We start from the raw sequence: 21,858 nt of genomic DNA, 5'->3' as shown, positions 1-21,858 counted from the left end.
TGTGTGACGGGCGCGTCATTCAACCGACTGGATACCTCCGTATGACCCTGAATCTGAACGCGCCGCATCAGTACTTGAAAAGCCCCGCCCAGGACGGCGGCCAGCCTGCCGCGCCGACCTATGCTGGCGTGCTGTCATTCATGCGCCGCCCCTACTTGCGCGACCTCACCGGCGTGGACGTCGCCGTATCCGGCATCCCGCTCGATCTCGCCACGACCTTCCGCCCCGGCACGCGCTTCGGCCCGGCGGGCGTGCGCGCCGCCTCGGTACAACTGGCGGAACTCGGCGCATTTCCGTGGGGCGTCGATCCATTCGATCATCTGAACGTAGTCGACTACGGCGACTGCTGGTTCGATGCGCATAACCCGTCAGGCATTCGCGATGCGATCATCGCGCACGCCCGCGGCATTCTTGCCACCGGGGCGCGCATGCTGACGTTCGGCGGCGACCACTACATCACGTACCCGCTGCTGATCGCGCACGTCGAGAAATATGGCAAGCCGCTCAGCCTGATCCACTTCGACGCGCATTGCGACACCTGGCCGGACGACAACCCCGATTCGCTGAACCACGGCACGATGTTCTACAAGGCAATCCGTGAAGGGCTCATCGATCCCGCGCATTCGGTGCAGATCGGCATTCGCACATGGAACGACGACTTTATGGGCGTGCGCATTCTCGATGCGCCGTGGGTCCATCGCAACGGCACGCAAGCCACGATCGACGAAGTGCTGACCATTGTCGGCAGCGCGCCCACTTACCTGACCTTCGACATCGACTGCCTCGACCCGGCATTCGCGCCCGGCACGGGCACGCCGGTCGCGGGCGGCCTGAGTTCGGCGCAAGCGTTGGAGATCGTGCGTGCATTGGGCGCCGTGAATCTGGTGGGCGCAGACGTAGTGGAAGTGTCGCCGCCCTACGACCACAGCGACGTGACCGCCCTCGCCGCCGCGCATCTCGCGTCGGACATGCTGTGCCTGATGCGCAACCAGAAGCTGCAACGCCTCACGAATCTATAAGTCCGCGACCCGTTGAATCCTTTCCCGACGAGATGACCCACCATGCCCCGCACCACGATGAAACCGCTTCTGGCCGCCCTGCTGCTCGGCGCATTCAGTGCCGCCTCGCACGCCGACGAAAAACAGCTCAACCTGTACAACTGGGCTGACTACATCGCGAAAGACACCGTGCCGAACTTCGAAAAAGAGTCCGGCATTCACGTGCGCTACGACGTGTACGACGGCGACGAAACCTTGCAGGCCAAACTTTTGACCGGTTCGCCCGGCTACGACGTCGTGGTGCCGACCTCGAACTTTCTGGCCAAACAGATCGAAGCCGGCATTTATCAAAAGCTCGACAAATCGAAGCTGCCGAATCTCGCGAACCTCGACCGCAATCTGCTGAAGCTGGTTGCCGACGCGGACCCCGGCAATCAGTACGCGGTGCCGTGGGCATGGGGCACGACGGGGCTCGGCTACAACCTCACCCGCGTGAAGCGGATTCTCGGCAACGAGGCGCCGCTCGATAACTGGGACATCCTGTTCAAGCCCGAGTACCTGAGCAAGTTGAAGAGCTGCGGCGTTTCCGTGCTCGACGCGCCGTCCGATGTGTTCGCGGTCACATTGCACTATCTCGGCCGCGACCCCAACAGCGAGAATCCCGCCGACTATCAGGCCGCGTACGAAACGCTGAAAAAGATCCGCCCGTATATCACGCAGTTCAACGCGACGAGTTACATCAACGATCTGGCGGGCGACGATATCTGCTTCGCGCTGAGCTGGTCGGGCGATGTTTCGATGGCAAGCCATCGCGCGCGTGAAGCCGGCAAGCGCTATGAGGTCAAGTACTTCATTCCGCAAGGCGGCGCGCCGGTCTGGTTCGACATGATGGCGATCCCGAAAGATGCGCCGCATCCCGAAGCGGCGCTCTACTGGATCAACTATATCGAGCGCCCCGAAGTGCACGCGGACATTACCAACACCGTGTTCTATCCGAATGCGGATGCCGCCGCCCGCAAATTCGTGCGGCCGGAAATTCTCAACGACCCGACCGTGTATCCGCCCGAGGCCGTGCTGAAGACGCTGTTCCTGCTCAAGCCTTTGCCCGCGCAGATCAAGCGTCTGGAAGGCCGCTTGTGGGCGCAGTTGAAATCGGGTTCGTGAAGTACTGTCGACTGAGGCGGGCGAGGGTCGTTACGTGTGGCCCTCTTCCGTCAGCAACTCGATGCCGTCGAGTTGCGCCGCACAGGTATCCCGTACGATCCTGACGAAATCATCGAAATAAGGCCGGTTCGCGAAGCCTTTCGCGGCCACCGCGTACAGTTCGCTCCACAGCCCCTGGCTGCCGACGCGCTTGGCCAGCACGTAATCGTGATCGACGTAGTTTTTCACGCCCCAGTTCGGCAGCGCCGCGATCCCGCGGCGGCTCGCCACCAGTTGCATGATGGCGATGGTCAGTTCCGCCGTGCGCCGTTCGAGTTTGATACCCGCGGGCTCCAGCACCTCGCGAATCAGGTCGATGCGCGCTGCCGGCACTGGATAGGTAATCAACGTCTCGTTGCGCAGATCGTCCGACACCACGCGACGCTTGTTGCGCAACCGGTGTTCGTTGGCCATCACCACCAGAATCTCGAAGCGGAACAGCGGCGCGATATGCAGGTTGCGCCGCGTGGCCGGTTTCGAGCCGATCACCACATCGGCCTTGCCGTCGCTCAGCAGACGCAACGGATCTGCGTGGAACCCGGCGACGAGGTCCACCTCGACCTCCGGCCAGCGCCGGCGGAATTCGTCCATGACCGGCATCAGCCAGTCGAAGCAGGTATGGCATTCGAGCACGATGCGCAACTCGCCGCGCGTGTCGCCTTTCAGTCGAACAAGATCGCGCTCCGCCGCGCTCACCGCCGCGATCGTTTCGCGGCCGAGCGCAAGCAGCCGCTCGCCGGCGGCAGTGAAGCGCAAGCCCTGCTTGGTGCGCTCGAATAGCGACACCTCGTAATGCGCCTCGATATCGCGAATCTGATGCGACAGCGCGGACTGGCTCAGATGCACGCGTTCGGCAGCCGCTACCAGCTTGCCCGACTCGGCAATGGCAATCAGCGAACGCAAGTGGCGAAGCTCAAGCATGGGATGGCTCCGCTTTAGACGAACCGGGTTGGATATGAATCTGGTTCATACATTGGTGAAAACATGTCGCTTGATGAATCATAGCGTGACTTTCACACTGGACGCCAATTCACACAACGAACCACAGGACTTCACATGGCCCGCACGCATATCCCCGGCTTCCCGCGCATCGGCGCGCAGCGCGAACTGAAATTCGCGCAGGAATCGTTCTGGCGAGGCGAATCCGACGAACAGTATCTGCGTGGCGTCGCGCGCGAACTGCGCGCCCGTCATTGGCGATTGCAGCAGGATGCAAAACTGGATTTCGTCACCGTCGGCGATTTTGCGTACTACGACCAGATGCTCAATCTGAGCGCGCTGCTCGGCGCTTTGCCGCAGCGTTTCGGCTTCGATGCGAAGGCGCTAACGCTTGCCCAGTACTACCAGCTCGCGCGCGGCAACGCTGCACAACCCGCCATGGAAATGACCAAGTGGTTCGACACGAACTACCACTACCTCGTCCCCGAACTGGGACCGCAGACGAGCTTCGACGGCGGCGTCGAGTGGCTGTTCGACGAGATCGATGAAGCGCTCGCGCTGAACCTGCCGGTCAAGCCGGTGCTGATCGGGCCGATCACTTATCTGTGGCTGTCGAAGAGCCACGTCCCCGGCTTCGACCGCTTGTCATTGTTGCCGAAGCTCGTGATCCGCTACAGCCGTCTGCTGGACAAGCTCAGGCAGCGCGGCATCGAATGGGTGCAACTCGACGAGCCGGCCTTGTGCGTCGATCTACCCGCGGAATGGCTCGACGCGTTTTCCGCCGCGTATGACGTGCTCGGCGCATCGGGCGTGAAAGTGCTGCTGGCCACGTACTTCGAAAGCGCCGCCGAGCACGCGCCGCGAGTGGCCGCGTTGCCCGTCGCCGGTGTGCATCTCGACCTGGTGCGCGCCCCGCAGCAACTCGACGCATGGCGCGCGGCCTTGCCGGCGCATGCGGTGTTGTCGGCCGGCGTGATCGATGGCCGCAATATCTGGCGCGCGGATCTCGGCGAGATCGTCGAATCGTTGCAGGCCTTGCATGCCGAATTCGGCGAACGCTTGTGGATTTCGTCGTCGTGCTCGCTGCTGCATGTGCCGGTCTCGCTCGGCTCTGAAAAGAAACTCGACGCCGATCTGAAATCCTGGCTAGCCTTCGCCACGGAAAAACTGGACGAAGTCGCCACGCTCGCCCTCGCCTTGCGCGATCCTGCGGCGGCCGAAGCGACACTCGCTGCCGCTGACCGCGCGCTCGAAGCGCGCCGCGGTTCCAGCGCGGTAGTCAACGCGCTCGTGCAAAAACGCGTGGCCGCGGTGAGCAGCGCAATGGCCGACCGGCAAAGCCCGTTCGCCGAACGCAATCGCCTGCAGCGCGAGGCGCTCGGCCTGCCGCTCCTGCCGACCACGACGATCGGCTCGTTCCCGCAAACGCCGGCGATCCGCCAGGCGCGTGCCGCCTACAAGCGCGGCGAACTGCGCGCACTCGACTATCTGCAGCGCATGCGTGCCGAGATCGAGATCGCCGTACGCAAACAGGAAGAGTTGGGACTCGACGTGCTGGTGCATGGCGAAGCCGAACGCAACGACATGGTCGAATATTTCGGCGAACAGTTGTGGGGCTATGCGTTCACGGAAAACGGCTGGGTGCAGAGCTACGGGTCGCGCTGCGTGAAACCGCCGATCATTTACGGCGACGTCTACCGTCCCGAACCGATGACGGTCGAGACCACTCGTTACGCGCAGTCTCTCACGCAGCGTCTGATGAAGGGCATGCTGACCGGCCCGGTGACGATGCTGCAATGGTCGTTCGTGCGTGACGACCAGCCGCGCTCGACTACCGCGCTGCAACTCGCGCTCGCGATCCGTGAAGAGGTGGTGGATCTGGAAAAGGCCGGCATTCGCATCATCCAGATCGACGAACCGGCTTTCCGCGAAGGCTTGCCGTTGCGTCGCGCCGATTGGGCCGCGTATCTGGAATGGGCCACGCGCGTGTTCCGCATTTCAGCCGCGGGCGTGGCCGATCAAACGCAGATTCATACGCATATGTGCTATTCGGAGTTCAACGACATTCTGCCGTCGATCGCCGCGATGGATGCCGACGTGATCACAATCGAGACCTCACGCTCGGCGATGGAACTGCTCGACGGCTTCGGCGCTTTCGCGTATCCGAACGAAATCGGCCCGGGCGTCTACGATATCCACTCGCCACGCGTGCCGGATGCGCAAGCCATGGAACGTCTGCTGGAACGCGCGTGCGAAGTGATTCCCGCTGAACGCTTGTGGGTCAATCCGGATTGCGGGCTGAAGACGCGCGGCTGGCCGGAGACCGAAGCAGCGCTGACGAATATGGTTCGGGCCGCCAAGGCATTGCGTGTGAAGCTGGCGGCGAGGCAGCCGGATGAAGTGACGGCGTAAGAGGATCTGGCGTTGCGAGCTAATCCGCGCACTGTGCGACGGTGCGCGGATGGGCTTTTTCACGCAGACGGTTTCAGTCTTTCGCATACAGCGTCGAGTCGGCGAAGCCTTCGGCGGCAAGCACCTCGCCGACCAGGATCAACGCGGTCCGCTCGATGGAGGTCGATTGCACCTTGCCGACAATATCGTCGAGCGTGCCGGTGATTTTCTCCTCGTCGGGCCAACTCGCGCGATAGATCACCGCGATCGGACACGTGCCGCCGTAATGCGGTCGCAATTCATCGACGATCCGCGCGAGATGCCGCACGCCGAGATGAATCGCCATCGTCGCACGATGACGGGCGAGGTCGGCGAGCTGTTCGCCTTCGGGCATGCTGGTTTTGCTCGCGAAGCGCGTGAGGATCAGCGTCTGCGAAATATCGGGCAAAGTGAGTTCGCAACCCAGCGTCGCCGCGCATGCCGCCGTGGCGGTGACGCCCGGCACGATCTCATAGGGTATCTTCAGTTCGCGCAGTCTGCGGATCTGTTCGCCGATCGCGCCGTACAGCGACGGATCGCCGGAATGCACGCGCGCCACGTCCTGGCCTTTGTCGTGCGCGGCCGCGAGCAACGCGACGATCTGATCGAGGTCGAGTTCGGCGGTATTAACCACCTGCAGCGCCGCATGACCTTCGAGCACCGCGGCCGGCACGAGCGAACCCGCATACAGGATCACCGGACAACTGCGCACGAGGCGCTGCCCTTTCACCGTGATCAGTTCGGGGTCGCCAGGACCCGCGCCGATAAAAAACACCGTCATTCACTACTCCCTGATTCGTTGAGGCGGCGTGGCATGCATGCGCGATTCAGACGGCGCGTTGCAGTGCGTCGAGCAAATCCGAAACGCTTTCGAATTCCCTCTCTGCTGCCGGCAATTCAGGTCGGCGCAGCATCACGACCGGCAAACCGCGTTCACGCGCGACTTCGAGTTTTGCTTCAGTCGCCTGGCCGCCGCTATTTTTGCTGACCACCACGTCGAAGGCTTGCAGGGCGAATAGCGCGCGTTCACCTTCGAGCGTGAATGGACCGCGCGCCGCGAGGATCCGCGCACGCGGCGTGTCGACGTGCGCTTCGAGACAACGCACGACCCAGAACTGATGAGGCGGGATTTCGTCGAGATGCGCGAGCGGTTCGCGGCCGAGCGTGAAGAGCGGTTTTCCGAACGGCGCGAGCGTATCCGTGAGTTCGTTCCAGTCGCCGACCATGCGCCAATCGTCGCCGGCTTGCGGCTGCCATGCCGGGCGGCGCAGTGCCCAATTCGGCACGCGCGCGGCGCGGCTTGCCTGCGCCGCGTTCGCGCTGATTCGCGCGGCATACGGGTGCGTCGCGTCGATCACGAGATCGATACCTTCACCGGCGATGTAGCGCGCCATACCTTCGCTGCCGCCAAAGCCGCCGACTCGCACCGTGCACGCCAGATCCTCCGGCAGCTTGCCGAGGCCGGCGAGACTATACACGTGCTCGGGCGCGAGTTGCCGCGCGATCCGCAACGCGTCGCCGGTGCCGCCGAGCAGCAGAATCCGCTTCATTTTCATTGCGCGGCTCCGATCAGCTTGCCCTGGCGATCGATCGCGAACATTTCGACGTTGACCTGCGGCGGCACGATCTCGCGCGCCACCGCCAGTGCGTGCCGGCAGACGATATCGCCGAGCGGCACCTGCCGCGCGTGCGCCAACGCGACCGCCTGCTGACTCGTGTTGGCTGCGCGGATCGCCGCCTGAAGCGCGTCGTCGGCGCCCTGTTCGGCGGCCCATTGCGCGAGCCGCTCGAGGTCGATGCTCGAATTGCGGCTATGCAGATCGAGATGACCCGCCGCCAGCTTGCTGAGCTTGCCGAAGCCGCCGCACACGCTCAGGCGCTCGACCGGCGCGCGCTTCATATGCTTGAGCACCGCGCCGACGAAGTCGCCCATCTCGATCAACGCGATATCCGGCAGGCCGTAGTGCGCGCGCATCGCGTCCTCGCTCGCGTTGCCGGTGCAGGCGGCGAGATGGGTATAGCCGTTGGCGCGCGCGACGTCGATCCCCTGATGAATCGACGCGATATACGCCGAACACGAAAATGGACGCACGATGCCGGTGGTGCCGAGGATCGACAACCCGCCAAGAATGCCGAGACGCGGGTTCATCGTTTTCAGCGCGAGCGCTTCGCCGCCTTCCACGCCGATCGTCACTTCGAAGCCGCCGCCGTACGCATGCTCCGCCGCGAGTTCGGCCAGATGCTCGGTCATCATTCTGCGCGGCACCGGGTTGATGGCGGGTTCGCCGACCGGCAGCGTCAGCCCCGCGCGCGTCACCGTGCCGACGCCCGGCCCCGCGCGAAATATCACGCCCGCTTCGGCGACGAGGCGCACGCGCGCGAAAACGACGGCGCCGTGCGTGACGTCGGGATCGTCGCCGGCGTCCTTGATCGTGCCGGCTTCCGCGCCTTCATCGCCATTGCCGATCAGGCGGCAGAACACCAGCGGCATCGGCACATGCTGCCCCTTCGGCAACACGATCTCCGCCACTTCGCTGACGACACCCGCGAGCAACAGACGCGCCGCCGCCAGCGACGTCGCGGTGGCGCAACTGCCGGTCGTGTAGCCGCTACGCAGCGGCGCGGGTTGTTCGGGGGATTCTTCGCGCATCAGGGTTCGGGCGATGGGTCGGTGGGGGTGGCGCCGGTGTTCGTCGCTTTCGTCGAGTTGGTCGTGTTGGTGACATTCGTGGCGCTCATACCGCTTCCGGCACTTGCAGCACGCCTGGCATTCGGCACATCCGTCGCATTCGTCGCGTTAGCCACGGTTTCGGTTCCCACGAGGCTCACGCCCTCGCCGCTCACCGGCTTCGTCACCTCCAGCAGCGTGATCGGCAACGCCCGCCGCCACGTGTCGAACCCGCCAAGCGGTTGCGCGTCCGCCAATGCGATCCGTGTCAACGTCCCGCCATGCCGCTCGCGCCACGCCATTAACGCCGCCTCGCCTTGCAACGTGACCGCATTGGCGACCAGCCGCCCGCCTTCGCGCAGACCAGCCCAGCATGCCTCCAGCACGCCCGGCACGGTCACGCCGCCGCCGACGAACACGGCATCCGGCACCGGCAACCCCTGCAGCGCCTCAGGCGCGCGCCCCGCGACGAGTTGCAGCCCCGGCACACCCAACGTATCGCGATTGTGTTCGATGAAACGTTGCCGTTCCGCGTGCCCTTCGATCGCAATCGCGCGGCAGGTGGCATGCGCGCGCATCCATTCGATGCCGATCGAGCCGCTGCCCGCGCCTACATCCCACAGCAATTCGCCGGGCGTCGGCGCGAGGCGCGCGAGCGTGATCGCGCGCACGTCCCGCTTGGTCAACTGGCCGTCGTGACGAAACGCGTCGTCGGGCAAACCGCAGCTCAGCGGCAGACGCGGCGCGCCTTCAGTGGCACGGCAGTCGAGCGCGATCAGGTTCAGCGCGGCCACCTCGCCCGCGGACCACTGATCCGCGCGGCCGTCGATGCGCCGCTCCAGCTCGCCGCCCAGGTGTTCCAGCACACTCATGCGGGTCGCCCCGTAACCTCGTGCGTTCAGCAATGCCGCGAGCGCCGCGGGCGTGCGCCCGTCCGCGCTGAGCACGAACATGCGCGCGCCGTCATGCAGATGCGCGTTCAGTGCGGGCAACGGCCGCCCCACCAGCGACACCGTCGCGACGTCCTGCAACGGCCAGCCGAGCCGCGCGGCCGCCAGCGACAACGACGACGGCGCCGGCAGCACCCGCAATTCTCCCGCCGGCAATTGCCGCGCGAGTGTCGCGCCGACGCCGAACAGCATCGGATCGCCGCTCGCCAGCACGCACACGGCTGCGCCGCGCTCGGCCAGCAAGGGTGCGAGATCGAACGGACGCGGCCAGGCGGCACGGCGCGCGGCGAGACGCGCGGGCAGCATCGCCAGATGACGTTCGCCGCCGTACACCACCGACGCTTCCAGCAAGGCACGCCGCGCGGGCCGCCCCAAACCGGCGAAGCCGTCGTCGCCTATGCCCACCACCGTCAGCCACGCGGGCATGCATCCATCCTCATTCTGTGTCTTCAAATAATGCGCTGTGCCACGCCGATCAAAGCGTCCAGCCTCGTTGTGCTGTTCGAAAAAAGGCATAATACAGCCGCCGGTGCCCTTCGGGGCCGAAGAGGGAACACAGTGCCACTGTGGCTGCCCCCGCAACTGTATGCAGCGAGTCCGCCTGCGCTCCACGCCACTGGTTCGACCGGGAAGGCCGCGGCGGACCATGACCTGCCAGCCAGGAGACCTGCCGGCGAGACTGTTCGTGCCAGCCAACATCGGGCGGGGTGTACCGATGCCGCAGCCATGCCCGCCTCACGGCATGCTCGGGCTGTCGCGCGACGCTAAACCCGGTGTCCGTCTTGAATCAAGCAACGCCCTCCACCGTTTTATCCGACGCAGCCGGCACGCTGCGGCCCTCGGCGTGTCCGGGGCTGCTGCGCATCGTCGCCGCGCGCGACGGCGGGATTTGCCGGATCAAACTGCCCGGCGGCGAATTGAGCGCGGCGCAGGCTCGGGCGATCGCGGAGGCTAGCGCGCGGCACGCGGCCGGGGTGATCGAGTTGACCAATCGCGCGAATGTGCAGGTGCGCGGCGTGAGGCGCGGTGAAGAGGCGGCGTTGATCGCGGCTTTGATCGACGCGGGTCTTGGGCCGATGCCGGCGAACGGCGTGGCGGGCCGTGCGGACACGACGGCGGCTGTCAACGCTGTGAATGCAGTTGCCGCCAGCGCCGTGAACGCAGAGGCGGAGAGCGCTACAGATGCCGGAGCCGCGAACATAAAGGCAGAGAGCCCTGCGGACGTCGAAACGGCGAACGCGACGGCGCAGAGCGCTACAGATACCGAACCCGCGAACGCAATGAATGAACGGGCCTCGAAAGCCCCGGCCGCAGCAGCGCAGCGATTGGGCACTGCCCACGCACTCTCCGCCGCGACCGCCGCCGACGACGTCCGCAACGTCATGATCAGCCCCGCTGCCGGACGCGATCCGTTCGCGCTATTCGACACGCGCCCGCTGTGCGCCGAATTGCTCATGATGCTGCAAAGCGAAGCGCGTTTCGCGGCGCTGTCGCCAAAATTCGCACTGTTGCTGGACGGCGGCGAACGGCTCGCGAGAGTGGACCATCCGCACGACGTGTGGCTCGCGGCGTCGCAGGAGGTGGACGGCGTGCGGTTCGTGTTCGGGTTGGCGGGTTGTCCGCCTGTGAGCGCCTACGCCGGCGCGCTTACGCAAAGCCAAAGCACCGCGCTTGCAAAACCGGGCGTGAACAACACAGGGGCTCTAGCCGCAATCATGCCTGCACAAGTCGCGGCCCTAGTACGCGCGCTACTCCTGACATTCCTCGACCTCGCCGCCGCCGACGCCACACGCATGCGCCACCTGCTAACCGCGCATTCCGTCGACGCGGTGCTGCATCACGCCGAGCAATACCTCGACTTCCCACTGACGCGAAACGCGAAGCTCGCGAACTGGCATCGCGCTACACCAGCCGACGCCAACCTTCGCCTCGGCGCCCACGCCCAACGCGAGCCCGGAGCGTGGCACGTCGGCGGCCAGCCACCGCTGGGACGTCTCGACGCAGACACGCTAACGGGACTCGCCACGCTGTCGCAACAGCACGGCAACGCCACGCTTCACCTCACACCCTGGCAAAGCGTGCTGTTACCCGACATCGCCACGCATGCCGTTCCGACCGTGTTGTCCGGCCTGAACGCCCTCGGTCTCGCCTGCGATCCCGCACACGCGATTACGCACCTGATCGCGTGCGCCGGATCGGGCGGCTGCGTGAAGGGCCTCGCCGACACCAAGAACGACGCGTTGCGCCTCGCGGCTCGGCTGCCCGCCGGCGTGGACGTGCATCTGAGCGGCTGCTCGCGCTCGTGCGCCGCCGCGCATTGCGCGCCGTTCACGCTGCTCGCCGCCGCGCCCGGCCTCTACGACCTTTATCGGCGCGACGGCCGGCCCGGCTTCGGCCAGTGCGTCGCGCGCCAACTGACGATCGGCGAGGCCGCCGACATGCTCGAACGCCTCGCCCGGAGTGACACCGATGCTTGATTACATTCGCGACGGTCAGGAGATCTATCGCCAATCCTTCGCGACGATCCGTGCGGAGGCCGACTTGTCGCGCATTCCCGCCGACCTTGAAAAACTCGCGGTGCGCGTGATCCACGCATGCGGCATGGTGGATGTGATCGACGATCTGCAATTTTCCGCGGGCGCGGACGCGGCGGGCCGCGCGGCGCTCGCGCAAGGCGCGCCGATCCTGTGCGATGCCGGCATGGTCGCGCAAGGCATCACGCGCGCGCGGCTGCCGGCGAACAACGAGGTCATCTGCACGCTGACGCATCCAGACGTGCCGTCGCTCGCACGTGAACTCGGCAATACGCGCTCGGCGGCGGCGCTCGAATTGTGGCGGCCGCAGCTGGCGGGCGGCGTGGTCGTGATCGGCAATGCGCCGACCGCCCTGTTTCATCTGCTCGATATGCTCGACGCCGGTGCGCCCAAACCCGCGCTGATTCTCGGCTTTCCAGTGGGTTTTGTCGGCGCGGCCGAATCGAAAGCCATGCTCGCGGACGACAGCCGCGGCGTGCCCTACGTGGTGGTACATGGCCGGCGCGGCGGCAGCGCGATGGCGGCGGCCGCCGTGAACGCGCTCGCCACGGAGGTCGAATAAATGACGGCGCAAGGACGTTTGTTCGGCCTCGGCGTCGGCCCCGGCGACCCGGAACTCATCACGCTGAAGGCGCTGCGCTTGCTGAAGGCGTCGCCGGTGGTCGCGTACTTTGTCGCGAAGGGCAAGAAAGGCAACGCGTTCAGCATCATCGAAGCGCATTTGCACGATGCCCAGCAGCATCTGCCGCTCGTTTATCCCATGACCACCGAAGCGCTCGAACCGCCGCTTTCCTATGAAGCGATCATCGCCGACTTCTACGACACCGCCGCGCAAGTCGTCGCCATGCACCTCGACGCGGGCCGCGACGTCGCCGTGATCTGCGAAGGCGACCCGTTCTTCTACGGCTCCTACATGTACCTGCACGACCGGCTCGCCGCGCGCTACGAAAGCGAAGTCGTGCCGGGCGTGTGCTCGATGCTCGGCGGCGCCGCCGTGCTCGGCGCGCCGTTGGTGTATCGCAATCAGAGCTTGTCGGTGCTCTCGGGCGTATTGCCCGAAGACGAGTTGCGCCGCCGTCTCGCCGATGCCGACGCCGCCGTCGTGATGAAACTCGGCCGCAACTTCGACAAGGTGCGGCGCGTGCTCGGCGAACTCGGTCTCGCGGACCGCGCGCTTTACGTCGAACGCGCGACGATGGGCAATCAGCGCATCGTGCCGCTCGCCGAAGTCGATCCCATGGCATCGCCGTATTTTTCGCTGCTCGTGGTGCCGGGGGAAAAATGGCAAGGATGAGCGCACCCGCGATCGTGATTCTCGGCGCGGGCGCGTTGGCAACGGCGCGGCGCATCCAGGCGCTGTACGCGCACAGCCAGGTGCATGCTTTGCAGGGACGCGTCGAGGCGGACGTGCCGTACAGCGAACTCGGCGCACATCTGCGGGAACTGTATGCGCGCGGCACGCCGATCGTCGCATTGTGCGCGGCGGGTATCGTGATTCGCTGTCTGGCTCCGTCGTTGTCGAACAAGGGCGTCGAGCCGCCGGTGCTGGCCGTCGCCGAAGACGGCAGCGCGGTCGTACCGCTGCTCGGCGGCCTCGCCGGCGTCAATGTAATGGCGCGCGACATTGCCTCGTTGCTGGCTGTGCCGCCGGCCATCACGACGAGCGGCGAATTGCGTTTCGGCACTTGCGTGCTGAATCCGCCCGAGGGCTATACGCTCGCCGATCTCGGCCAGGGCAAGCGCTTCGTGTCGGACCTGCTGGCTGGCGAGAGCACGCGCATCGAAGGCGAAGCGCCGTGGCTCGACGACGCGCAACTGCCCCGCTCCGGCTCGGCGCGTCTTGCGATTCGCGTGACGCCGCGTGCATGGGATGGGCGCGAAGACGAACTGGTGATTCATCCACGCAGCGTGGTCGCAGCGGTCACGGCCGTGGATGGCGAGATCGCGACACGCGTGCGCGAGGCACTGGACGCGCAGGGTCTCGCGCCGCTGTCGCTCGCGACATTGCTGGCGTCTTCTGAGCGCATGGCCGACCCGACGCTGATCGAGGCTGCAGCGAACCTGAACGTGCCGTTGCGTTTCGCGCTGACACGTCCCGACGATGGCGCGCCGCCGGCCAACCTGCTGCATGCCGCGCTGCGCATCCCCTACGAAACGCTGCACAACGATGCGGCGGCAGGCGTCGCGCTCGCGTTGGCGCCGCTCGCCATCGATCCCGACACGATCGGCCGCGCGCGCGGCCGTCTGACCGTGATCGGCCTCGGCCCCGGCAGCGCCGATCTGATGGTGCCGGCCGCGCGCACGGCGCTCAACGAAGCCACCGATATTCTCGGCTACGACACCTACGTGAAAATGGCCGGCCCATTGCGCGCCGACCAGCGCGTGCACGGCACGGACAATCGCGAGGAAATGCAACGCGCGCGACATGCGTTCGAACTGGCGAGCGAGGGACGTTCCGTGGTGATGGTGTCGTCGGGCGATCCGGGCGTGTTCGCGATGGCGGCGGCGGTGCTCGAAGCGTTAGAGTCGTCCGACAACGCGGAGTGGGCTGCGGTCGATCTGGCAATCGTGCCGGGTGTATCAGCGGCGATGGCAACGGCGGCGCAGGCGGGTGCGCCGTTGGGTCACGACTTCTGCATGTTGTCGCTGTCCGATAATTTGAAGCCTTGGACGATTATCGAAAAGCGTCTAAGGCATGCCGCCGAAGCGGATCTGGTGATGGCGTTCTATAACCCAATTTCGCGCGCACGGCCGTGGCAGTTGGATAAAGCGCTGGATATCGTGCGGGAATATCGCGCGGCGCAGACTCAGGTGGTGCTGGGTCGTGATATTGGCCGCCCCGGCGGCACGCTGCGCACGCTCACGTTGGGCGAATTGCGTTCGTCCGATGTGGATATGCGGACGATGGTGATCGTGGGGTCGTCGACGACGCGGCGGTTTGGCGTTGGCGCCGGCGGCGCCGAATGGGTTTATACGCCGCGGTGGTATGAGTGACTGGGCAGTCGGTGGTTACGATGTTTTCCTGCGAATGAACCGGCGCATCGCGAGACAGCAGGAAATAAGAAGCACGCCGACGCATAGCGTTGCTATCGCCCAATAAAGGTTGACGGCGAAATACGCCAGATAGTCGTCGGCATCTGCGCCACCGCCCTGCCCCGTGACTGATTGAAAGGCTTTGATAAGCGCCTTCACAGGAAGGGGAATGTCGACGGTGTACCTGCCGAACAAGAGCGAAAGATACCAGCCAAGATCGCAACTGACGACGAACGCAAGTAAAGACATGACAAGCATGACAAGAAAAGGCAGCCTGGGAATCGCTTCGCCGTTTTTCTTCGCGATGAAATAGCGAGATGCCCACCTTTTAAGTCCCGCCAGTCCCCACGCAAACAGCAACGTAGCGATCAGCCAGTAGAGCAGCAACGCGAGCACTTCCATATCGACAGGATTTGCGAGATATTCACCGCCGGTGTGGCGCAACCAGAACAGGATAAAAGCTTCCACACTGTCCGGCGTCTCGGTAAGAACGAAGTCAACAAGATACGTTGATCGCCACCCTTCCACCGCCGATATCAATATTAAGGCGATGTAAATCGAAAAATTGATTGCGAATCGCTGGTTCATTTCACGTCGACGGTTCCGTAGGCTCGCAAAACTGTTCCTGGTACAGGTACGGTCTTTCCTCGCGCACGTATAAATTTCTGAAGTCGATCAAATTCGTACGGCCGCTCGACCGTGATACATCCGTGACTCAGCCCGAGGCGCCCGACTGGATGCAATCGGAAGTTGCCGCGCTTGATGCCATTGATGTTGGTCATGTCCCCGGTTGTTGGATTCCAGAGCATGAACCATTTTTGACGGTCGGTGGATCCGAAGCCGTGCGCATCCCACCAGTCGTAAAGGAAGCCCATGTACCCACCTGACTGGCGATCGACAAGGTAGTAGGTCCCTTTCGGAATGGGTCCGACATTTTCCATGGCCGTGTCGTCAGGATTGTCCCGGCCATGACCAGTTCCCGAGAATGCAGCAACGGACGCTGTCCCCTCGCACGATAAAACCGAGTCCGTCTGCCCATTAAGAACAAAAGTACATTTAACCGGCATACTCCCTCCCCCCGCCCGGTCAATTCGTCGTGTTGTTCTTGATATACAGAGTGGCAGTCACCGCACCGCCGCTTCCTCCCAGTGCGTTTTGCACGAAGTACTCATGCTTCATCGTCGAGAAAGACAGGTGCACATCTTCATGGCACTCGTCACCGCCGCCGATCGGTTCCACCTGGGTAATGATCACGTCGTACATCGTGATCTTCAGGTATTCGAACGGCATTCCCCCGGCCTTTCGCACAGTCAGCTTCACCTGATCCACATGCTTGCCGGTGAAGCAGTATTTGGCCAGATTCGGACTTGCGCGATCCAGCTTGTGCGTGAATTCCAGATCGGAAACGGTGGCCTTGCCGGCTCCGCCGCCGGAGCCCGACATCATGGTCGAGTCCTGTGAAACCTTCCAGCGCCAACCGATTACGTCGATTTCGTTCAGATGCGAGGCGTCCTGCGATTCGCCGTCGATGCCGTTAATCTTGATGAACGTATCCTGTGCCATTGAGCATCCCCGTGACATGTGCGACTGTTCAAATGGTCGTCACGCGGACATGCAGAAACATTCGGCACACGCAGATTGAAATACTGTTGGCGAAAGGATCAGACCGCAGCGAAGACTCGAATCAGCAGTGTCGGGGGAATGCCGACCTGCGGAGTTGCGAACTTTCTGCAAATTCGTGAGGAATTGCGCTTTCAGCGGCCGCATGCGGCGATTCATGCGGCCTGACTCGTTCGCCCCTGGCGCCGGGCTTGCCTTGCCCTCTGCTTAGGCCGCCACCTTCAAATCCTCAATCGCCCGCTGCCTCACGCCCAGGTCATCCCACAACTCCGGGTGGCAAGTGAACACCAGAATCTGATGCCGCGTGGCCGCGTCGATCAGCGCGCGCTTGATCGCGTCGCGCCGCGCGGCGTCGGTATGCACCGCCGCGTCGTCGAGCATGAGCAAGGTCGGCCGGCCCGATGCCTTCAACAGATCCGCGTAAGCGAGCCGCGTCAGAATGCCGAGTTGTTCGCGCGTGCCGAAGCTCAGCGCATCGAGCGTGTCCGCGCGGCCAAAGCGGTCCAGGGTCGCGGGACTGAGATCGTCGCCGAGCGCGATCGTGGATTGCGGGAAAATCCGTTTCAGATAATGCCCGAGCCGCTCGGTCAGCGGCGCGCGCAATTGCGCGACCGCGGCATCGCGTTCGTCGACCAGCACTTCGTCGAGCAGGCTCAACGCGCTCGCGCGCAAGCTCAGTTCGTCTTTGCGCCGCGTCGCCTGCTCGACCTTGGCTTCCACCGCCGCCAGACGCTCGCCGAGACCGGACGCGCCGACCGTCTCCAGTTGACTGCGCAACGCCGCGATCTTCACCTGCCGCTCGTTCTGCTCGCCGCGCGCAAGTTCCGCCGACGCGCGATAGCGCTTCGCCTCAGCCGCCGGGTCGTCGAGACGCGCCGCTTCCAGTTCGCGCTCGCGCCCCTCGCGCTGCTTGCGCAATGCCTCGACCTGCACGCGCTGTTCGACGATCTTCGCCTGCCACTGCGCACGGTTGCGGCGGAACGCTTCGTCGTCCAGTTGCGCCTGCTTGCGTTGCAATTGATCAGCGAGCGATTCCGCGTTCGCCATGCCGGTCGATTTTTTATCGGCCGCTTGCGTCAGCACTTTTCGTGCGGCTTCCAACGCGTCGCGCGCGATCTCGGCGTTGCGGCGTGCGTCATCGAGCGGCGGTGCAGAGGAAACGTCGGGCAGACCCGCGAGCCGCTCGTTGGCGGCCTGCATGCGCGCCGCGGCCGTTGCCGACGCCGCGCGCAACGCGTCGATGCCCTGCGGCGCATACAAGTCGAGAATCTCCGCCTGGCTTTTCTGCTGCGCGAGCGCCGTCTTCCAGCGCTCATGCCGCGCTTCGCCCTCGCCGAGCGAGGCGACGCCGAGCGCCTGCAACAACTGCGCATGCTGGGCTTCGAGCGACGCGAGTTCGGACAAACGCGCCGGCAGATCGGAGACACCGGGAATCACCCGCAATTCGCCGAGCGCGCCGAGGCCGATCCGCTTCTCCTCGTCCACACGCAGCACGCCCTCGTTGCTCACTGGGTGGTCGTTGACGGTGATCGCACCGTTCAGGCGATATTCGATGCGCGTCATCGCGGCTTCGGTGCGAGCACGTAACACGCTCAGCTCGCTGCCGAGCGCGGCGAGCCGCTTCAGCTTCGCCTCGTCGATTTCGAACATGGCCGCTTCGCGCGCGGCTTCGAGCACGGCATCGTTCGCCTTGCTGGCGGCGGCAATCGACGCGTCGAGCCGCTCGCTTTCCGCGCGAAAGAGTCCGATCTGGCTGCGCAGATCGGCCGCGGTCACGGCTGCGTTGGCCAGTTCGAGCGCGCGGTTGGCGTCGGCAGACGCCTGCTCGAATTGCGTCACGCTGGCCGCGGCATCCGCGTGTTCGGCCTGAACCGCCGCCACGCTTGCCCGCAGCGCGTCGAGTTGCTGGCGCTCGCGCGCGACGGCCGCTTCCAGGTCGAGCGCGTTCTGCTCCTGCTGCAATGGCAAAGCGAGTTCGGCTTCACTCGCTTTCAGCGACTGCTCAAGTCCTTTGAGGCTGCCTTCGAGTTGCACGACGGCGTCGGCGCGCAATTGCGCCTGCAACGCCTTCTGCTCGTGAACCTCCCACGGGCGTTTGCGCTGCGTATCGTCGAAGGTTTGTTGCTGTGTGGCGAGACTTGCAATGTTCGCCTCGAACTGTTGACGCTGCTGTTCGAGATCAGCGCGCTCCTCGATCAGCCGCGTGAGGGTCTGTTCGGCCTCGGCGAGCGGACCAGTGGACTTCTGCGTGCGCGCGGTGAGCAGTTGCCGAAGCTCGCGTTGCACGGCGGCGATCAACGCATCCTCGCCCGCCGATTCGCGGCCGCCCGACAGCTGCGATAACGCATCGCGCAGATACTGCGCGGCGTGGCCGGTGGAATCGCGCATCTCCTGGGTGCCGCCTTGCTGCACCCATAGCAAGCCAGGAACCCCTGCGTTCTCTGCCTTCAACGGCCCACGCGCCGGGCGTGAAAAACCGAGCAAGGCGGCGAGCTTGTCTTCGGCTTCATCTTCACCGAACGCGCTCTGGCCGATCCTCAACTCGCAACGCTGCCGCGTGACGAACTGCTTCGACAAGCGGCACGCCATGCCGTCCAGTTCGAAGCTCACTTCGACCGACGGCTGCCCGCTCGCCTTGCCCCACGGCAACAGGTCTTTCAGATGCGAGGCCTTGTAGCGCTCCAGAAACACCGCGCGCACGGCTTCGGCAATGGTGCTCTTGCCGGCTTCGTTCGGACCGACGAACAGATTCAGACCGGGCTGCAGATCGTCGATGACGAGCTTCCCGGTGAACTGCTTGAACTCCTGAATCGCAATACTTTGCAGCTTCATGCGGACCTCGCTTCGCGCGGCAGTTCACGTTGAAAACGCGCCAGCAGCAGCAATGCCTCGGCCGCGCGCTTGATCTCTTGCGGGTCGGACTGTGGGTCCTCCTGCAAGCCGCGCAGACGCGCCACCACTTTCGCGAGGTAGCCGCTCTGCGCGCCGAGTTCGGCGAGATCGTCGTCGGTGGGCAGCACTTGCAGGCCGCTCAGGTCGACGCGCAAGGCTCGCACGCGCGCGCGGGCTTCTTCCACGGCGATGTGAAGCGCTTCGGCGTCGGCCAGCGCGGCCGTGCCACCGACCGACACGCGCAGCACGTCGTGGCTGCCCAGCGCGGCGAGGCGCGCCTTGAGCGAATCCACATCGGTCGGCACGGCAATGGTCTCCTCCCAGCGATGCCACTGATATTGACCGACCCGCACCGGCTCGACCACCGGCGAGGCGCCCGGTTCGCTCAACGTGACGTCGAGCATGAAGCCCGGATCGTTGGCGCGGAAGCGGTCCTGCTCGTGCGTGCCCGCGTACCAGATGCACTCATCGACACGCAGATGTCCGTGCCAGTCGCCGAGCGCCAGATAGTCGAGACGCGCGCTCGCGGCACGCGTCGGCGCGATTGGATTCGACGAGTCGATGCCTTCCTGCAGAATCCCGCTTACGCTGCCGTGCGCGAGTCCGACGCGGTGATAGCCCGGCGGTGTCTCCGCGGTATCGAAGAAACCGGTGGTGTCGTCATACGTGATGCGTTGCGTGAGCGGCGCGCACAGCAATGCGCACCGGCACTCGTCCAGCAGCACCACGCCAGGTTCGAGCACCACGCGCACATTCGGCGCGATGCAGTTCAGGCGCTGCGCGCGCGTCCATACGCTCTCGACGAGCGCGGCATCGTGATTGCCCGGCAACATGATCCACGGCCCGGCGAACGCTTGCAGCGCGCCGAACAGACGGCGGATCACCGTGTCGGAGACGGTTTGCAGATCGAACACGTCGCCGGCCACGAGCACCGCATCGACGTTGCGCGCGGCGGCTTCTGCCGCGATCCGGCGCACGGTCTCGAAGCGTGCCTCAGCGAGATGCGCCGCCTCGTGCGGCTCGAACTGGCCGAATTGCGTTCCGATCTGCCAGTCCGCGGTGTGCAGAAACCTGATCACTGTGCCCCCTTCCGTTTCATTCCGTTCAATTGCAAGCTGTCTCGCCAGGCGAGCCGGCGCAGTCTAACCGCAGATGTTACCGTGCCCGCGCGGCAAAGCTAGTCCTCGACGACCAGCGCGCCCTGGCCCGGCGCCGCCGAGCGGCGCTACACTCGCGATTCCGGACGCGCGCGTGGAGCGCGCCGCCTGATTTCAATCGACCTGGACCCGCTGCCCGCCGCCGATGAACAAAGCTATCGAACTGAAGAAGGCCAAGCGCACCCCGCTCCTGCTGTTGATCGCCGCCGCCTGCGTTTTCGTGGTGACTGCGTTCATGCCGCGCGGCATCTGGGTGGACGGCATCAAGGCGGTGGCCGAGGCCGCGATGGTGGGCGCGCTCGCCGACTGGTTCGCGGTCGCCGCCCTGTTTCGCCGCGTGCCGATTCCGGTCGTCTCCGCGCACACCGCGATCATTCCGAGGAACAAGCACAAGATCGCCGATAACCTCGCGGTGTTCGTGCAGGACAAGTTCCTGGATGTGCCCTCGCTGGTCGGTCTGATCCAGAAGCACGACCCCGCGCGCACCATCACCGCGTGGCTGACGCAGCCGGAAAACACCGCCCGTCTGGGCGACTACGTCGTCAAGCTCACCAGCGGCATTCTCGAATTGACCGACGACGTGCGCATTCAGGTTTTCATCAAGGACGCGCTGCGCGACGTGCTGGCCAAGGTGGATCTGTCGCAATCGATGGGCTCGATTCTCGACACGCTCACCAAGGACGGCCGCCATCAGGAACTGCTCGACGCCGGCATCGAACAGGTGGTGGCGCTGCTGCGCGAACCGCACGCGCGCGAGTTCATCGCCGAGCGGATCGTCGAATGGGTGAAAGGCGAGTACCCGAAGATGGAGAAGATCCTGCCTTCGGCATGGCTCGGAGAGAAAGGCGCCGAAGCCATCGCCAACGCGGTGAATCGCATGCTCGAACAGATCAGCGAGAATCCTACGCATGAACTGCGTCAGAAGTTCGACGACGCGGCGCACAAGCTGATCGTCAAGCTCAAAACCGATCCCGCGTTCCTGCAAAAAGGCGAGGAACTGAAACGCTATCTGGTGGAAGGCGACGCGCTCAGTTCGTATGTGAAAGACATGTGGGGCGAATTGCGCGCGTGGCTCAAGCGCGATCTGCAAAGCAGCGACTCGGCCCTGCACGCGCGCGTGGTGGCAATGGGCCAATGGGTCGGCCGCGAACTCGCGCACGATCCGGCGTTGCGCCAGTCGCTCAACGATCACCTCGAAGAAGCCGCGCGCACAATGGCGCCGGAATTCGCGCGGTTCCTGACGCGCCATATCAGCGACACCGTGAAGAACTGGGACTCGCATGAGATGTCGCGGCAGATCGAGTTGAACATTGGTAAGGATCTGCAATACATCCGCATCAACGGGACGATCGTGGGCGGCTTTATCGGCCTGCTGCTGTACGCGAGCTCGCAATTGCTGGGCTTGCTGCGTCTGCACATGGGATGAGCAGGCCG

Annotated in this window: 18 protein-coding genes and 1 riboswitch; of the genes, 8 read left to right on the top strand and 10 right to left on the bottom strand. The window is 64.7% G+C overall.

The features are described from left to right. Window positions 1-41: 41 nt before the first annotated feature. Both speB and B0G81_RS09425 read left to right on the top strand, forming a co-directional pair. Complete coding sequence (speB, locus tag B0G81_RS09430) at window positions 42-1,019, top strand: agmatinase (RefSeq protein ID WP_134134780.1); 978 nt, start codon at window positions 42-44, stop codon at window positions 1,017-1,019. 42 nt (window positions 1,020-1,061) lie between these two features. Continuing rightward, complete coding sequence (locus B0G81_RS09425) at window positions 1,062-2,162, top strand: polyamine ABC transporter substrate-binding protein (protein ID WP_134134776.1); 1,101 nt, start codon at window positions 1,062-1,064, stop codon at window positions 2,160-2,162. Window positions 2,163-2,192: 30 nt separating this feature from the next. On the opposite strand, the gene B0G81_RS09420 is transcribed toward B0G81_RS09425, so the two are convergent. After that, entirely contained in the window at window positions 2,193-3,122 is a 930-nt protein-coding gene (locus B0G81_RS09420) for a LysR family transcriptional regulator (protein ID WP_134134774.1), read from the bottom strand. 135 nt (window positions 3,123-3,257) lie between these two features. Here B0G81_RS09420 and metE point away from each other — a divergent pair, with 135 nt between their 5' ends. Continuing rightward, a complete protein-coding gene (metE, locus tag B0G81_RS09415) occupies window positions 3,258-5,552 on the top strand; it encodes a 5-methyltetrahydropteroyltriglutamate--homocysteine S-methyltransferase (protein WP_134134772.1) in 2,295 nt (764 codons plus the stop codon). A 73-nt stretch (window positions 5,553-5,625) separates the two neighbouring features. Here the strand turns inward: metE and cobM are convergent, their stop codons facing one another. From cobM to cbiE, 4 genes are read right to left on the bottom strand one after another with little or no spacing between them, the layout of a single operon-like run. Further along, window positions 5,626-6,351, bottom strand: coding sequence for a precorrin-4 C(11)-methyltransferase (gene cobM, locus B0G81_RS09410; protein WP_134134770.1), 726 nt, complete (start codon window positions 6,349-6,351; stop codon window positions 5,626-5,628). Window positions 6,352-6,397: 46 nt separating this feature from the next. Beyond that, window positions 6,398-7,120 (bottom strand): cobalt-precorrin-6A reductase, encoded by a 723-nt coding sequence (locus tag B0G81_RS09405; RefSeq protein ID WP_208328603.1) that lies wholly within the window; start codon window positions 7,118-7,120, stop codon window positions 6,398-6,400. 2 nt (window positions 7,121-7,122) lie between these two features. Then, complete coding sequence (locus B0G81_RS09400) at window positions 7,123-8,220, bottom strand: cobalt-precorrin-5B (C(1))-methyltransferase (protein ID WP_134134766.1); 1,098 nt, start codon at window positions 8,218-8,220, stop codon at window positions 7,123-7,125. Further along, complete coding sequence (gene cbiE, locus B0G81_RS09395; protein ID WP_134134764.1) at window positions 8,220-9,614, bottom strand: precorrin-6y C5,15-methyltransferase (decarboxylating) subunit CbiE; 1,395 nt, start codon at window positions 9,612-9,614, stop codon at window positions 8,220-8,222. The genes B0G81_RS09400 and cbiE overlap by 1 nt, the downstream gene beginning before the upstream one ends. Window positions 9,615-9,698: 84 nt before the next feature. Next, a riboswitch (cobalamin riboswitch) is annotated at window positions 9,699-9,878 on the top strand. 83 nt (window positions 9,879-9,961) lie between these two features. On the opposite strand from cbiE, the gene cobG reads away from it, so the two are divergent. Genes cobG through cobJ form a run of 4 tightly spaced genes read left to right on the top strand, consistent with a single transcriptional unit; the run spans window position 9,962 to window position 14,716 of the window. Further along, window positions 9,962-11,665, top strand: coding sequence for a precorrin-3B synthase (cobG, locus tag B0G81_RS09390; protein WP_134134762.1), 1,704 nt, complete (start codon window positions 9,962-9,964; stop codon window positions 11,663-11,665). Next, window positions 11,658-12,284: a precorrin-8X methylmutase gene (locus tag B0G81_RS09385; RefSeq protein WP_134134760.1), complete on the top strand. Its 627-nt coding sequence runs from the start codon at window positions 11,658-11,660 to the stop codon at window positions 12,282-12,284. Before cobG ends, B0G81_RS09385 begins: the two co-directional genes overlap by 8 nt. After that, window positions 12,285-13,016 carry a precorrin-2 C(20)-methyltransferase gene (locus B0G81_RS09380; RefSeq protein ID WP_134134758.1) on the top strand — a complete coding sequence of 244 codons (732 nt, stop codon included), beginning with the start codon at window positions 12,285-12,287 and terminating at the stop codon, window positions 13,014-13,016. It abuts the gene before it with no gap. Continuing rightward, the gene (cobJ, locus tag B0G81_RS09375; protein ID WP_134134756.1) at window positions 13,013-14,716 is read left to right on the top strand and encodes a precorrin-3B C(17)-methyltransferase; all 1,704 of its coding nucleotides are present in this window, start codon (window positions 13,013-13,015) and stop codon (window positions 14,714-14,716) included. The genes B0G81_RS09380 and cobJ overlap by 4 nt, the downstream gene beginning before the upstream one ends. A gap of 15 nt (window positions 14,717-14,731) precedes the next feature. Here the strand turns inward: cobJ and B0G81_RS09370 are convergent, their stop codons facing one another. From B0G81_RS09370 to B0G81_RS09350, 5 genes are all read right to left on the bottom strand, one after another. Further along, complete coding sequence (locus B0G81_RS09370) at window positions 14,732-15,343, bottom strand: hypothetical protein (RefSeq protein ID WP_134134752.1); 612 nt, start codon at window positions 15,341-15,343, stop codon at window positions 14,732-14,734. Then, entirely contained in the window at window positions 15,340-15,822 is a 483-nt protein-coding gene (locus B0G81_RS09365; RefSeq protein WP_116121788.1) for a DUF2778 domain-containing protein, read from the bottom strand. The genes B0G81_RS09370 and B0G81_RS09365 overlap by 4 nt, the downstream gene beginning before the upstream one ends. Window positions 15,823-15,841: 19 nt before the next feature. Next, window positions 15,842-16,318 carry a type VI secretion system tube protein Hcp gene (locus B0G81_RS09360; protein WP_134134749.1) on the bottom strand — a complete coding sequence of 159 codons (477 nt, stop codon included), beginning with the start codon at window positions 16,316-16,318 and terminating at the stop codon, window positions 15,842-15,844. A 264-nt stretch (window positions 16,319-16,582) separates the two neighbouring features. After that, window positions 16,583-19,207, bottom strand: a complete 2,625-nt coding sequence (locus B0G81_RS09355; RefSeq protein WP_134134746.1) for an AAA family ATPase — start codon at window positions 19,205-19,207, stop codon at window positions 16,583-16,585. Continuing rightward, window positions 19,204-20,346: a metallophosphoesterase gene (locus tag B0G81_RS09350; protein ID WP_134134742.1), complete on the bottom strand. Its 1,143-nt coding sequence runs from the start codon at window positions 20,344-20,346 to the stop codon at window positions 19,204-19,206. The genes B0G81_RS09355 and B0G81_RS09350 overlap by 4 nt, the downstream gene beginning before the upstream one ends. 223 nt (window positions 20,347-20,569) lie before the next feature. On the opposite strand from B0G81_RS09350, the gene B0G81_RS09345 reads away from it, so the two are divergent. Beyond that, a complete protein-coding gene (locus B0G81_RS09345; RefSeq protein WP_134134740.1) occupies window positions 20,570-21,850 on the top strand; it encodes a DUF445 family protein in 1,281 nt (426 codons plus the stop codon). Window positions 21,851-21,858: the final 8 nt, after the last annotated feature.

It is taken from the genome of Paraburkholderia sp. BL6665CI2N2 (genome assembly GCF_004366535.1).
GTDB lineage: Bacteria > Pseudomonadota > Gammaproteobacteria > Burkholderiales > Burkholderiaceae > Paraburkholderia.
The sequence above is the reverse complement of the archived record's forward strand: the minus strand, read 5'-3'. Positions and strand labels throughout refer to the sequence as shown.

Coding starts and splice junctions, on each gene's coding strand:
- speB (WP_134134780.1), top strand. CDS start 42: ATGACCCTGAATCTGAACGCGCCGCATCAGTACTTGAAAAGCCCCGCC.
- B0G81_RS09425 (WP_134134776.1), top strand. CDS start 1,062: ATGCCCCGCACCACGATGAAACCGCTTCTGGCCGCCCTGCTGCTCGGC.
- B0G81_RS09420 (WP_134134774.1), bottom strand. CDS start 3,122: ATGCTTGAGCTTCGCCACTTGCGTTCGCTGATTGCCATTGCCGAGTCG.
- metE (WP_134134772.1), top strand. CDS start 3,258: ATGGCCCGCACGCATATCCCCGGCTTCCCGCGCATCGGCGCGCAGCGC.
- cobM (WP_134134770.1), bottom strand. CDS start 6,351: ATGACGGTGTTTTTTATCGGCGCGGGTCCTGGCGACCCCGAACTGATC.
- B0G81_RS09405 (WP_208328603.1), bottom strand. CDS start 7,120: ATGAAGCGGATTCTGCTGCTCGGCGGCACCGGCGACGCGTTGCGGATC.
- B0G81_RS09400 (WP_134134766.1), bottom strand. CDS start 8,220: ATGCGCGAAGAATCCCCCGAACAACCCGCGCCGCTGCGTAGCGGCTAC.
- cbiE (WP_134134764.1), bottom strand. CDS start 9,614: ATGCCCGCGTGGCTGACGGTGGTGGGCATAGGCGACGACGGCTTCGCC.
- B0G81_RS09385 (WP_134134760.1), top strand. CDS start 11,658: ATGCTTGATTACATTCGCGACGGTCAGGAGATCTATCGCCAATCCTTC.
- B0G81_RS09380 (WP_134134758.1), top strand. CDS start 12,285: ATGACGGCGCAAGGACGTTTGTTCGGCCTCGGCGTCGGCCCCGGCGAC.
- cobJ (WP_134134756.1), top strand. CDS start 13,013: ATGAGCGCACCCGCGATCGTGATTCTCGGCGCGGGCGCGTTGGCAACG.
- B0G81_RS09370 (WP_134134752.1), bottom strand. CDS start 15,343: ATGAACCAGCGATTCGCAATCAATTTTTCGATTTACATCGCCTTAATA.
- B0G81_RS09365 (WP_116121788.1), bottom strand. CDS start 15,822: ATGCCGGTTAAATGTACTTTTGTTCTTAATGGGCAGACGGACTCGGTT.
- B0G81_RS09360 (WP_134134749.1), bottom strand. CDS start 16,318: ATGGCACAGGATACGTTCATCAAGATTAACGGCATCGACGGCGAATCG.
- B0G81_RS09355 (WP_134134746.1), bottom strand. CDS start 19,207: ATGAAGCTGCAAAGTATTGCGATTCAGGAGTTCAAGCAGTTCACCGGG.
- B0G81_RS09345 (WP_134134740.1), top strand. CDS start 20,570: ATGAACAAAGCTATCGAACTGAAGAAGGCCAAGCGCACCCCGCTCCTG.